This is a genomic window from Tahibacter harae, assembly GCF_024437735.1.
Taxonomy (GTDB): Bacteria; Pseudomonadota; Gammaproteobacteria; order Xanthomonadales; family Rhodanobacteraceae; genus Tahibacter; species Tahibacter harae.
On record NZ_JANFQO010000022.1, the window covers coordinates 52516 to 65934 of the forward strand.

Consider the following 13419-nt stretch of genomic DNA (forward strand, 5'->3'; position numbering starts at 1 on the left):
GCCGGCACACGAAACCGCCTGCGGCAGAACCCATCGGCGCCCAGGACGCGCCGGGCGCGGAATCAATCCTCGCGCGTGACCCTGAGCACCTCGTCCACCGAAGTGACGCCGGCCAGGCATTTCGCCCAGCCGTCCGCCGCGATCGAGGCCGCGCGCGTGCGCACGTAGCGCTCCATCTCGGCCTCCGACGCGCCTTCGTGGATCTGCCGGCGGAAATTCTCGTCCACGCCGATCAGCTCGTAGATGCCGGTGCGGCCGCGGTATCCGGAAGCCCGCCCGACCAGCCCGTCCGCCGGCTTGTACAGGATCGCGTGCGCATCGGCGGGCTGTCCGAACGCTGTCAGCTCGCGCACGCTGGCCGGATAGGCCTCGCGCGTGACCGGGTCCAGCACCCGCACCAGCCGCTGCGCCAGCACGCCGATCAGCGACGAGGACAGCAGGAAGGGCTCCACGCCCATGTCGCGCAGGCGCGTCACCGCACCCACCGCCGAATTCGTGTGCAGGGTGGACAGCACCAGATGACCGGTCAGCGAAGCCTGGACCGCGATCTGCGCGGTTTCCAGGTCGCGGATTTCGCCCACCATCACCACGTCCGGATCCTGGCGCAGGATGGCGCGCAGGCCGCGGGCAAAGGTCATCTCGACCTTGGTGTTGACCTGGGTCTGGCCGACGCCGTCGATGTAGTACTCGATCGGGTCTTCCACCGTCATGATGTTGCGGCTGGCGTCGTTGAGCTTGAGCAGCGCGGCGTAGAGCGTGGTGGTCTTGCCCGAGCCGGTGGGGCCGGTGACCAGGAAGATGCCGTGCGGCCGCGAGATGATCGCCTCCAGCCGCGCGCGGTCGTCGGCGGCCATGCCGAGCTGCACCAGGTCCAGCCGGCCGGCCTGCTTGTCCAGCAGACGCAGCACGACGCGCTCGCCGTGACCGGCGGGAATGGTGGACACGCGCACGTCGACCGGACGCCCGGCGATCTTCAGGCCGATGCGGCCGTCCTGCGGCAGGCGCTTCTCGGCGATGTCGAGCTTGGCCATGACCTTGATGCGGCTGACCACGGCATTGGCGACGGCCTTCTGCGGCGAGAGGATCTCGCGCAGCACCCCGTCGATGCGGAAGCGCACGACCAGGCGGTTCTCGTAGGGCTCGATATGGATGTCGGACGCGCCTTCCTTCACCGCCTCGGTCAGCAGCGCGTTGATGAGGCGGATGATGGGCGCGTCGTCGTCGCTTTCGAGCAGGTCTTCCGGCTCGGGCAGGTCGTCGGCGATGGAGCGCAGGTCCAGCGACTCGTCCATGTCCGAAACCACGCCGCGCGCGTCGTCGCCCTGTTCGTACAGGCGGCGCAGCAGCTGCTCGAAATCCGCCGCGCTGTGGCGGGTGAGTTTCAGCGGCGCGCCGAGGTAGCGGCGCAGCTCCGCCAGCACTTCGGGCTTTACGCCCTCGCGGCAGGCGACTTCGGCGTGATCGTCATGCCAGGCGACCAGGGTGGCGCCGTTGCGCCGGGCGAAGCCGAAGTTGGGCCGGGCCGGGCGTGCCGGCCGGGCTGCTTCGTCCGCACCGGCTTGCGGCGGGCGCGCTTCACTCACTTGCTGCCTCTGGCCGCGGCGGGCTTCTTGGCGCCGGCCTTGGCCGCCGGCCGCGGCGGCGGCGCCGGCGTGGCCGGGCCGTTCGGATCGGCCATGAAATCGTGCATTTCCGGCGCGACCGGCTGGCGCGACACGGGCGTCAGCGCCTCGCGGTTGGTGCGCATCTGGATCTGCTCGGTGCGGATGTAATTGTATTTTTCGCTGGATACCGCCTGCTCGGTGGCCGCATCGCGCAGGATCTTGGGATGCAGGAAGATCATCAGGTCGCGCTTGGACGCCTTGTTGCTGCGGTAGCGGAACAGGTTGCCCAGCACCGGGATGCTGCCCAGGCCGGGCACCTTCTGGTTGCTGTCGTTGGCGCTCTGGTCGATCAGGCCGCCCAGCACCAGGGTGGCGTCATCGGCGACCAGCACGCTGGTGGACAGTTCGCGCTTGTTGGTGATGAGGTCGACCGCGCCGTCCACGGAAGGTGCCAGCGAGGACACTTCCTGGTGCAGGTCCAGGCGCACCGAATCGCCTTCGTTGATATGCGGCGTGACCTTCAGCGTCAGGCCCACGTCCTTGCGCTCGATGGTCTGGAATGGATTGAGCTGGTTGTTGTTGCCGCCGGTGCCCGAGGCATTGGTGTATTGGCCGGTCTTGAACGGCACTTCCTGGGCGACCTTGATGGTGGCCTCGGTATTGTCCAGGGTCAGCACCGACGGCGTGGACAGCACGTTGGACTTGCCATCGCCCTTGAGCATGCGCAGCAGGAAGCCGAGATTGACGATGTCGCCGATGCCGGGAATGTTGGTGGTGCCGGTGATGTAGCCCAGCGACAGGCCGGAACCCAGCGCGCGCGGATCCTGCGCCACGTCGATGATGTTGCCGCGGCCGTCGGAGCCGGTGAAATTGGTGCCGCCTATCCAGTTGTTGTCGGTGCCGTTGAGCGGCGCCTGCCACTGCACGCCGATCTCGCTGGCGGTCTCGTCGGAGACCTCGGCGATGATGGCTTCGATCAGCACCTGGGCGCGGCGCACGTCGAGCTGGCGGATCACGCCTTCGAGCGAGCGGAACACCGCGGGGGCGGCGCTGATGATCAGCGCATTGGTTTCCTCGTGCGCCTGGATGGTCGCCGTATTGCCGCCGGCAGCACCGCCGGGGGCCGCTGCGCCGCCCGGGGCCACCACGGGCGCGCCGCTGGCGGTCACTTCGCCATTGAGCGTGGCGGCCACGCCGCTGAGTATGGGCACCAGGTCCTTGGCCTTGGCATAGCGCAGGTAGACCACGTTGGTGCCGCCGCCGCTCTGCAGCGGCGTATCCAGGTGGGTCACCAGGGTGCGCATGCGCAGGCGGCCGCTCTTGGCGCCGGCAATCAGGATGGAATTGGTGCGTTCGTCGGCCAGGATGCGCGGCGCTTCGCCGCTGGCCTGGGTGGACTTGTCCTCGGCCAGGATGGTCAGGGTGCGCGCCATCTCCGAGGCGTTGGCGTGCTGCAGCGGCAGCACTTCCACTTCCGCGTCGGAAACGGTGTCGATGCGCGCGACGATGCCGGCCACGCGCTGGATGTTGCTGGCGCGGTCGGACACCACCAGCGAGTTGCTGGTCTGGTGCGCGATCAGCTGCGCGCCCTGCGGCAGCAGCGGACGCAGGATGGGCACCAGCTCGGCCGCGGCCACGTGCCGCAACGGCAGGATCTGGGTGACGATCGCATCGCCGGATTCGGCGGTGGCGACACTGTTGGTGCCTTCGGCCTGGGCCATGGCCTCGGGCACGATCTTGATCATGCTGCCGGCCGGCACCGCGGCGTAGCCGTGTACGCGCAGCACCGACAGGAACACGTCGTAGATCTCGTCAGGCTGCATGGGCCGGGCCGAGATCACGCTGACCTTGCCCTGCACATTCGGGCCGACGATGAAGTTCTTGCCGGTGATTTCCGACACCGTCGCGATCAGCGCCTGGATGTCGGCATCCTTGAGATTCAGCGTATGCGTACCGGGCGGGTTGCCCGCGGCCGAGGGCGGCGGCTGGGCCACGGAAGCGCCGCCGGCCAATACCAGGGCCAGGGCGAGTGCGCAGGCGCGCAGATGGAAGGTCGGGGTGCGCATCATTTGATGTTCACGCTCAAGGTGACGGGCTTGCCGTCGCGGTTCACCGTGACGGTGACGCGATTGGCGTTGGTTAGGCTTTGCACGACTTGGTTCGCGCGCGCCATGGAATCCAGCGGCACGTTGTTGATCGAGGTGACGATGTCGCTGGGCTGCAGGCCGAGCTGGGCGACCAGCGCCGCGTTCGGACCGCCGGAAAGACGCACCCCGGCCATGCGGCCGTTCTCCATCACCGGCTGGGCGTTGATCTGGCGCATCAGCTGGGCCGGATCGGGCACGCCCAGCTGCTGCTGGATCTTGGAAAAATCCACCGCGCCCTGGGCCATCTGCGGCGGCACGAACACCGGCGCGGCGGCGGGAATCTGGTCGGGCGCAGGTGCGGAGGCCGAGGCCGCCGCGGCCGCGCGGCCATGCATGGCCGGCGCGGGCGCCGCGGCAGTCGCGGCCGGCGCGCTGGCGGACGGCACGCCGGGCTGGTCGTAGGGCAGGCCCAGGGTTTCCTGCGCGCCTTCGTGCAACAGGATCACGCGGTCGGGATAGACGCCGTCGAGGCTGGCGCCGCCGGGCAGCGCATCGCCGACGCGGTAGGCACGCTCGCCCGAGACCGGATCGGCGATCACCGCCATGCCGGCGCGGGGATCGGCTTCGGCCAGGGTGCCGCGCAGTTGCAGCTGCAATTGCGTCGCCGGCGCGCTGCGCGCGAGCTGGGCGTTGGTCAGGCCGGCGCTGCCGAACAGATGCCACTTGGACACGCTGACCGCCGCCTTGCCGCCGGACACCGGCACCGCCGCGGCGGGCGGCAGGGCCATTTCCGGCTCCGCCGCACCGGGCAGCACCAGCCAGATCAACTTGACCGCCAGCCACAGGCAAGTCAGCGCCAGCACGGCGCAGGCGAGCATGCCGCCGAGCAGGGAAATCCGCTCGACCTGGGCACTGCTCAGTTCCCGCGTGGCCATGACTGCCATCACCCTTCCCCCGACTTACCTTGCTTCAACGTGCCTTGCCTCGATCCCTGTCCGTCACGCTTCCGGTGCCGGCGGCGCGGCGCTCTCGCCGGCAGGGCCGGCGTTTCCGCCTTCGCTGCCGTTGCCGCGGCTGCCACCCCGGCCGCCGCGGCGGCGGCGGCGGCGCTTGGCCGCAGCCGGCTGGCTGCCTTCGCCGGACGCGGCTTCACCGGCACTGGCCTCGCCGCCCGGGTTTTCGCCGGACGCGGCAGCAGGCTGGGCCTCGCGCTTCTTTTCGCCTTCGCCGGAACGGCCGCCCGGGCGGCCGCCGCCGGAGCGTCCGCCACCGGGACGGCGGCCGGACCTGTCGCCGCGCGGGCGCGGCGGACGCGGCGGCGCATCCAGCGCGTCGGCCTCGTCATCCAGTGCATTCTGTGCATCGGCCGGGTGCTCGGCGCGTTCGCGCCGCGGCGGCGGCACCAGCAGTTCCCGCGTCACCGTGGCAACCGGGATCTTCTGCTGGATGAATTGCTCGATATCGGGCAGGCCCATCGCATACAGGTCGCAGGCGAAGCTGATCGCATCACCCTCGGCGCCCAGGCGCGCGGTGCGGCCTATGCGGTGGACATAGTCTTCCGGATCGTGCGGCAGGTCGTAATTGAAGACATGGCTGACGGCCGGGATATGCAGGCCGCGCGCGGCCACGTCGGTGGCGACCAGCACGTCGACCTCGCCGCGCTGGAAGCGCTCCAGCAGCTTCTGCCGCTTCTTCTGCGGCACATCGCCCGACAGCGCGCCGACGCGGAAGCCGTGCCGCTCCAGCCGCGTGGTCACGCGCTCGGCGGCGATCTTGGTGTTCACGAACACGATGCTGCGCTGTACGTCGGCAGCCGACATCAGGTTCAGCAGCAGCGGCATCTTTTCCTCGGTGGCCGGGAAATAGACGCTCTGGCGCACACGCGAAGCCGTCACCGATTCAGTCTCGGCCGACAGCTTCTCGGGGTTGTTCATATGCTCGTAGGCCAGCTCCAGCACGCGGTAGCTCAGCGTGGCGGAGAACAGCAGGCCCAGGCGCTTGTCGCGCGGCGGCAGGCGCCGCATCAGGAAGCGCACGTCCTTGATGAAGCCCAGGTCGAACATGCGGTCGGCTTCGTCGATGACCATGACGTCGACCGCGCGCAGGGCGAATACGTGCTGCTTGAAATAATCGATCAGGCGGCCCGGCGTGGCGATGATGATGTCGACGCCGCCGCGCAGCTGGTCGCGCTGCTTGTCGTAGTCCACGCCGCCGTAGATCAGGGCCGACTTCAGCCCGGTATGCCGGCCCAGGTTCTTGAAGTCCTTGTCGATCTGGATGGCCAGTTCGCGGGTCGGCGCCAGCACCAGGCAGCGCGGATCGGTCTCCTTGCGCTCGGCCAGGGCCGGCTGGGTCAGCAGGCGCTGCATGGCCGCGATCAGGAAGGCGCCGGTCTTGCCGGTGCCGGTCTGGGCCTGGCCGGCGACGTCGCGCCCGGCCAGGGCCACCGGCAGGGTCAGCGCCTGGATCGGCGTGCAGCGCGTGAAGCCGGACTCGTGCAACCCTGCCAGCAGGCTGGGATGCAGGTCAAAATTGTCGAAAAAAGAATCGGTTAGTACTTGCTCGGACATTCAACTGGCCAGATAGGCCGGGCGTTCTTCACGAAACGCACCGGGGGACTTGAGGACTATTCCACGAGGCCCAACTTGAAACGTGCGGCCGGTTGGGCTGAAATGCCGCCCCGCCTTCCGCGCCTGCCACGCTCCGCGTTTGCCCAGCAACGCGCCGAGTGTAGCCTAAACCCAAACATTTCCGCAGCTTGGCGGAAACTCTTAAGACGGAGAATTCCCTTGAGCCAGCTCATCGCCGAGACCAGCGACGATACCTTCGAAACCGATGTACTGAATTCGGCTGAGCCGGTACTGGTCGATTTCTGGGCCACCTGGTGTGGCCCCTGCAAGGTGATAGCGCCGATGCTGGACGAAATCGCGACCAACTACCAGGGCCGCATGAAAGTCGTCAAAGTCAACATCGAGCAGAACCCGAAGACGCCGCGCACCTATGGCATCCGCGGCGTGCCCACGCTGCTGATCTTCAAGAACGGCAAGGTCGAAGGCACGCAGCTCGGCGCGCCGCCGACCAAGAACCACCTGACCCAGTTCGTCGACCGCACCCTCTGATCCCTGCCGCCGCGGCGCCGCATCCAGCGCGCGCCGCGGCCGCCACGCACCCGCCCGCCGGCGTGCCGCCCCTCCGGATGCGGCACGCTCTGCCGCCAGCGCCGCACAGGCGGACGATCGGCACAGGTTCGGTGGCATTCATGGCTTTACGCTGCACTTTCACAGTGCTAACGTAATTGACAGTTGCCGGGGCGCAGCGCCCCATCCCTTCCGGTTCACCCCCTGATTCCATCCCGCCGGCGCGACACATGCCGGCCAACGGCGCCCATGCGAGGTTTGCCCGTGTCTGATATCGAGAACAAGGAAAACGGCTCGGCCGCAACGGCTGACGCGCGTCCCGAAACCACGGCTGCGGCCGAACCGCGCGTGTCGCGCCGCGAAGCCCAGGCCGCGCGCGCCGCCGCCAAGGCCGAAGCCGCCGCCCGCGCCGAAGGCGCCGCCGGCGGCGAAGCCCCGCCGCCGCGCGAAGAACGCGCCGAGCGCAGCGAACCGCAGGAGCGCGCCGAGCGTCCCGAACGCCAGCACCGCCCCGACCGCGGCGAGCGCCAGGACCGCGGCAACGAGCGCCCCGCGCAGCCCAGCAACGATCTTTTCGCCAATCCGGGCCAGGGTGGCGGCAACAATCCCGGCAACGGCAACACCCCCGGCAACCCGGGTTTCCAGGGCAGCCAGGGCAATGACGGCGGTCACGACGGCGGCGATGCCCAGTACAGCGGCAACGGCAACGGCAACAACGGCGGCGGCGAAGGCGGCCAGAATCCGAACAACCCGAACCAGAATCAGGGCGGCCAGCACCAGGGCCAGGGCCGCCGCGAAGGCCGCAACCGCAACCGCAACCGGCAGAACCGCCAGCAGCAGCAACAGATGCGCGGCGGCAACTACGAGGACGAGATCCCCGACGAGCGCAACGGCGGCGGCAACGGCCCGCTGATCAACCTCACCGAACTCAAGCGCAAGCCCGCCGCGGCCGTGCTGGAGATCGCCGAGGGACTGGGCATCCAGGAAGGCGTGGCCCGCGCGCGCAAGCAGGACGTCATCTTCAACATCCTCAAGGCGCACGCCCGCTCCGGCGGCGGCATCTGGGGCGAAGGCGTACTGGAAATCCTGCAGGACGGTTTCGGCTTCCTGCGCTCCGGCGACGAGTCCTACCTGGCCGGCCCCGACGACATCTACGTCAGCCCCAGCCAGATCCGCCGCTTCAACCTGCGCACCGGCGACTACATCACCGGCCGCATCCGCCCGCCGAAAGACGGTGAACGCTATTTCGCCCTGCTCAAGGTGGACGACATCAACGGCGAGCCGCCGGAAGCGTCCAAGAACAAGGTCCTGTTCGAGAACCTCACCCCGCTGTTCCCGCGCAAGGCGTTCCGCCTGGAACGCGGCAACGGCTCCTCGGAAGACATCACCGGCCGCATCCTCGATCTGATGTCGCCGATCGGCAAGGGCCAGCGCGGCCTCATCGTCTCGCCGCCCAAGGCCGGCAAGACCATGATGCTGCAGAACGTGGCCCAGGCCATCGTCAACAACCATCCGGAAGTGCACCTGATCATCCTGCTGATCGACGAGCGCCCGGAAGAAGTGACCGAAATGGTCCGCGGCGTGCGCGCCGCCGAAGTCATCAGCTCCACCTTCGACGAGCCCGCCGCACGCCACGTGCAGGTCGCCGACATGGTGATCGAGCGCGCCAAGCGCCTGGTCGAGCACAAGAAGGACGTGGTCATCCTGCTCGACTCCATCACCCGCCTGGCGCGCGCCTACAACACCGTGGTGCCCAGCTCCGGCAAGGTGCTCACCGGCGGTGTCGACGCCAACGCCCTGCAGCGCCCCAAGCGCTTCTTCGGCGCCGCGCGCAATGTGGAAGAAGGCGGCTCGCTGACCATCCTCGCCACCGCGCTGGTCGATACCGGCTCGAAGATGGACGAAGTGATCTACGAAGAGTTCAAGGGCACCGGCAACATGGAAGTGCACCTGGACCGCCGCATCACCGAAAAGCGCGTCTACCCGGCCATCAACATCAACCGCTCCGGCACCCGCCGCGAGGAACTGCTGATCGAGCCGGACATGCTGCAGAAAATCTGGATCCTGCGAAAGCTGCTGCATCCCATGGACGAACTGGCGGCAATGGAATTCCTGCTCGACAAGATGAAGAACACCAAGTCCAACGACGAGTTCTTCGCCACGATGAAGCGCGGCTGACACAGCCCGCGGCATCCGGCGGCATTACGAAGGCGCGGCCCATGGGCTGCGCCTTTGTCGTTTCTGGAGCCGCGATTCGGGATTCGGGATTCGAGATTCGAGATTCGCAGGGAATGTGCGGCGGAACCCACGGTTCTTGGCATCAGGAATTGCCGCGATTTTGAAAAAAAAAAAGAAAGCTCCCTCTCCCCCGAGCTTGCTCGGGGGAGAGGTTTGGGGTGAGGGGGCGACGATCAACGCGCCTCGACGTTTGGATTCTCGCCAGATTCTTCAATGACCCGGAAACCGCGAAAACCATGCTGCTTCGCAAACTGACGCGGCGCCCCCTCACCCAACCCTCTCCCCCGAGCAAGCTCGGGGGGAGAGGGCTAAAGCGGCGGAACTCCGGCAGAGGAACTCCGGCAACGGAACTCCGGCAGCAGGACTCCGGCAGAGGAACTCCGGCGACGGAACTCCGGCAACGGAACTCCGGCAGCAGGGCTCCGGCGACAGGACTCACGGCTTCGCAGCCTCGCAAATACCGCGGCGCTCAATACGCGCCATCAAGGCGCAGCCCTCAGCTCCCGATCCGTCTTCTCCGCCGCCACCCGCGAAATCTCGGTCGGCATCAGTGTTTCCCGCAGTACCGGCAGCGCCGTATCCAGCAGTGTGCGCGCCGCGGTGCGCTCGGCGTCTTTCAGCGGCGCGGCGACCAGTCCGGCGTTCCTGAGCCTTGCCGCCGCCAGCTCACTGCGCGCAATCGCCAGGTCCACCGGCTGCGCCGCCGCGGCCTCGAAGCCTTTGACCGCGGCTTCCAGCTCCCGCGCCGCCAGCGCCACATCCCCCTGATCCAGCGCGAACGCAGCACGGGCGCGGCGCATATGCAGGAAGATCGGATGCGTGGCGGGGATCAGCGGCGGCCACAGTTTTTCGGCTTCGCCCAGCAGGGCCAGCCCGCGCTCGGGGTCGTGCATCTGCCGCGCCAGCAGCACCAACTGCCAGGTCACCATGGCGTATTCGATCGAATCCTCGCCGTCCAGGCGTGCCGCGCGTGCGCGCAGATCGGTCAGCATGGCCTGGGCGCGGCTGAATTCGCCCGCGCGGCCCAGGGTGCGCGCCTCGCTGCGGGCCAGGCGCCGGCGCACTTGGTGGTCGGCATCGATGCCGCCTTCGTCGAGCGCGCGCATGGCCTGGCGGAACTCGGCCAGGGCGGCCGTATAGTCGCCCGCATTTTCCAGAATGCCGCCGTAATTGCCGTGCGATACCGCGCGATCAGTCGCGCCGCTGAGCCCGGCCTCGCTCATATGCCGGTCGGACTGGCGCAGCGCCTCCACCGCCTCGCGGTAGCGGCCCTGGTCGTTCAGCGCCAGCGCCAGGTCGTTGGTCAGCACCATCATGCGCGAGCCGCCCGGATCGACCACTTTCTGCTGCAGCGCGATGGCCCGGCGCAGCAGCGTCTCGGCCGCGGCGGGATCGCCGTCCGCGCTCAGCGCCATGGCCTTGGCGCGCAGCAGCAGGATATGTTCCGGCGATTCCGGCGGACGCTGCAGATTCACCCGCTTGAGCGCCTCGTCGACCACCGCCAGCGCCGCGCTGGCCTCACTGGCGGTGGCCAGCAGCGAGGCCAGTGGCTGGGCCACTTCCACATACAGCGCCAGCGGCACGTCGCTGCGCGTGCGGCCCAGCTCCAGCGCCTGGCGCAGCAGGGCGATGGCTTTCTCGTCGTCGCCGCCGCGATGCTGCGCCACGCCCAGCCCCAGCAGCGTGCGTACCTGCGCCACCGCGTCGTCGGGCGCGAAGCGTTCGCGCCAGGCGCCGGCCTGCTGCGCCGCGGCCAGCGAGGCGGCGGCATCGCCTTCCATGCCGAGCAGATTGGCGAAGTCATCGTAGTCCTCGGCCAGGCGCAGCGCCTGGGCGCGGTCGACCGGCTCCACGCCGGCGGTGCCGGCGCGCATCAGCTTCAGCGCCGCGGCCACATCGCCGAGTTCGCCGTACAGCTTGCCCAGCAGGCGCTGCATGGACTGCACCAGCGACGGATCGGTACGCGCCGACAGCTGCGCCTGGGCCGCGTCGAGCAGGCTGCGCACGCTGACGTCGCGGCTCATCGCGTTGTCGGGCGAGGCCGCCTCGAACGCATCGGTGAGGAATGCCAGCGCCTCGCGCGCCCGCGCCGCCTCGCGCTCGGACGCGGCCAGCGCCTGCTGCGCCGCGGCTTCCGCGGCGAGGGCGCGTTCGCGCGCCAGATCCAGGCGCCAGACGAAGAATGCCGCCGCCAGCAGCGCCGCGGTCGCGGCGGCTGCGCCCCAGCGGTGACGCTGCAGGAATTTGCGCAGGCGGTACCAGCGCGTCAGCCGCGCCGCGCGCACCGGACGGCCGTCGAGATAGCGCTGCAGGTCGTCGCGCAGCGCGCCGGCGCTGGCGTAGCGGCGCGCCGGGTCGGCGTCGGCGGCCTTGGCCACGATGCCGGCCAGCTCCGCATCCGGCGTCAGCGCAGCGAGTCCGTCCTGGGCCGGGCTGCCATCGGCGCGGCGCGCGGTGATGAGTTCGCCCAGCAGCACGCCCAGGCTGTAGATGTCGCTTGCGGTGGTGACGGCGCGGCCCTGCTGCTGCTCCGGGCTGGCATAGCCGGCGCTGAAGATGCGCGTGGAGGCGTCGTCGGCGCCGTCCGTGCTGTCGACCGCGACCAGGCGCGCAATACCGAAATCCAGCAGCTTGACCTGGCCGCCGCGGGCGACCATCACATTCGCCGGCTTGAGATCGCGATGCACGATCAGGTGCTGATGAGCATGCCCTACCGCCTCCAGCATCGCGTCGAACAGGGCCAGGCGTTCGCGCAGCCGCGGCGCGTGCTGCGCGGCGTGTTCCAGCAGCGGCAGGCCGTCGACGTATTCCAGCGCCAGCCAGGGCTGGCCGTCCGCGGTCTCGCCGCCGTCGAGCAGGCGCGCGATATGCGGATGATCCAGCGCGGCAAGGATCTGCCGCTCCTGGCGCAGACGGCGCAGGCCGTCGCTGGTGGGAAAGCCGCGCAGCAGCTTGATCGCGACCTGCTGGCTGAAGCCGCCGCTGACGCGCTCGGCCAGCAGCACCGTGCCCATGCCGCCGGAGCCGAGTTCGCGCAGCAGGCGATACGGCCCCAGTTGTTCGACCCGCTCCGCGCCCAGGCGCGCGGCGCTGGCGCTCAGCGTCTGCGCCAGCGGATCGCCGGTCTGCGCATCGGCGGCGAGCAGGCGCGCGAGTATGGCGCGGTCCTGCGGCGCGAGATCCAGCGCCTCCAGCGCCGCCGCGCGCTGTTCCGGCGGCAATCCGCGCAGGCGGTCGAACTCGGCGGCGAAGCGGTCCAGCGAGGCCATGGCTAGTTCCCGCGACGGCGAACGGATCGCCCGGCATTCCCGCGCGGCGCGCCGCGCTCAGTCGGCGCGGGCGTAACACACGGCAGCGTGGGCGCGGGCATCGGTGCGGCTCAGGGCCAGACCGGCGGCCGCTTCACACGCTGCCAGCGCGCCAGCGCCTCGCGCGTGCGCTGGCGGCCTATCTCGATGACTTCCTCGGCGCGCTGGAATTCGTAGAAAGCGCAGACATTGCGCGGTATCGGGATCACCAGATCCGGCGGCTGCGCCGCGAGCTTGTAGCGGGTGAGCGTTTCCTGCACCACGTCCAGAGAACGCGCGAACAATTCCAGCATGCCCGGCTCGTTGATTACCACACGCTTGCTGCGCTGGCCGACATAGCGCTCCCACAGCGCGCCGAGACGGGCCAGGCCGGTCGCCCGGACGCGCTCTTCCTCGGCTTCGGGATCGGCCAGTTCGGGCTGGGTGATCGGCGTCTCGCGTTCGGCCACGCCTTCGGCTTCGGCGTTCACATCGACGGCGATGGTCGCGTCGGTGAGGTCGCGCAGGGTCGGCGTCACCGGCACCGGATTGAGCAGGCCGCCGTCGACCAGGCGCCGGCCCTGGTACAGGTGCGGCCGGAACACGGTCGGTATCGAGATCGAGGCGCGGATCGCATCGAACAGCGAACCGCGCGAGAACCACACCTCGCGCTGCGCGTCGATATCCACCGCCACCGCGGTATAGCTGATCGGCAATTGCTCAATGTTGATCTCGCCGACCAGCTCGCGCAGCGCGCCGATCACGCGATGCCCCTTGATCAGGCCGCCGCCGCGCCAGGTCCAGTCGACCAGGCGCAGTACGTCGAAGGTTTTCAGGCCGCAGGCCCAGTCGCGGTATTCGGGCAGCTTGCCTGCGGCGTACACGCCGCCGACCAGCGCGCCCATGGAGCTGCCGGCGACAGAGCGGATCTCGTAGCCGCTGGCCAGCAGTTCCTCGATCACGCCCACGTGCGCATAGCCGCGCGCGCCGCCGGAACCCAGCACCAGGGAAATGGCGCCGCGGCGCGGCGGCTCGGTGACGCTGGGCGGATTCTCCACGCGGGGCT

7 protein-coding genes and 1 pseudogene are annotated in these 13419 nt (G+C 69.3%); 2 read left to right on the top strand and 6 right to left on the bottom strand.

Going from position 1 to position 13419, the window contains the following annotated elements; genetic code table 11:
• Positions 1-62 precede the first annotated feature (62 nt).
• The 4 genes and pseudogenes from gspE to rhlB form a co-directional block, all read right to left on the bottom strand.
• Positions 63-1583, bottom strand: coding sequence for a type II secretion system ATPase GspE (gene gspE, locus NM961_RS19420; RefSeq protein ID WP_255916075.1), 1521 nt, complete (start codon positions 1581-1583; stop codon positions 63-65).
• Positions 1580-3673: a type II secretion system secretin GspD gene (gene gspD, locus NM961_RS19425; RefSeq protein ID WP_255916076.1), complete on the bottom strand. Its 2094-nt coding sequence runs from the start codon at positions 3671-3673 to the stop codon at positions 1580-1582. Before gspD ends, gspE begins: the two co-directional genes overlap by 4 nt.
• A complete protein-coding gene (gene gspC, locus NM961_RS19430; RefSeq protein WP_255916077.1) occupies positions 3670-4635 on the bottom strand; it encodes a type II secretion system protein GspC in 966 nt (321 codons plus the stop codon). Before gspC ends, gspD begins: the two co-directional genes overlap by 4 nt.
• Positions 4636-4698: 63 nt before the next feature.
• Positions 4699-6261 (bottom strand): annotated as a pseudogene (rhlB, locus tag NM961_RS19435) (ATP-dependent RNA helicase RhlB); the annotation flags it as partial.
• Positions 6262-6480: 219 nt separating this feature from the next.
• Here rhlB and trxA point away from each other — a divergent pair.
• Positions 6481-6810, top strand: a complete 330-nt coding sequence (gene trxA, locus NM961_RS19440; protein WP_255916078.1) for a thioredoxin TrxA — start codon at positions 6481-6483, stop codon at positions 6808-6810.
• Between the two features lie 282 nt (positions 6811-7092).
• Complete coding sequence (gene rho / locus NM961_RS19445; protein ID WP_439334231.1) at positions 7093-9006, top strand: transcription termination factor Rho; 1914 nt, start codon at positions 7093-7095, stop codon at positions 9004-9006.
• Positions 9007-9548: 542 nt separating this feature from the next.
• Here the strand turns inward: rho and NM961_RS19450 are convergent.
• Together NM961_RS19450 and NM961_RS19455 are read right to left on the bottom strand one after the other, a co-directional pair.
• Entirely contained in the window at positions 9549-12335 is a 2787-nt protein-coding gene (locus NM961_RS19450; protein ID WP_255916079.1) for a serine/threonine-protein kinase, read from the bottom strand.
• Positions 12336-12445: 110 nt separating this feature from the next.
• Positions 12446-13411 carry a patatin-like phospholipase family protein gene (locus NM961_RS19455; protein WP_255916080.1) on the bottom strand — a complete coding sequence of 322 codons (966 nt, stop codon included), beginning with the start codon at positions 13409-13411 and terminating at the stop codon, positions 12446-12448.
• Between the last annotated feature and the right edge of the window lie 8 nt (positions 13412-13419).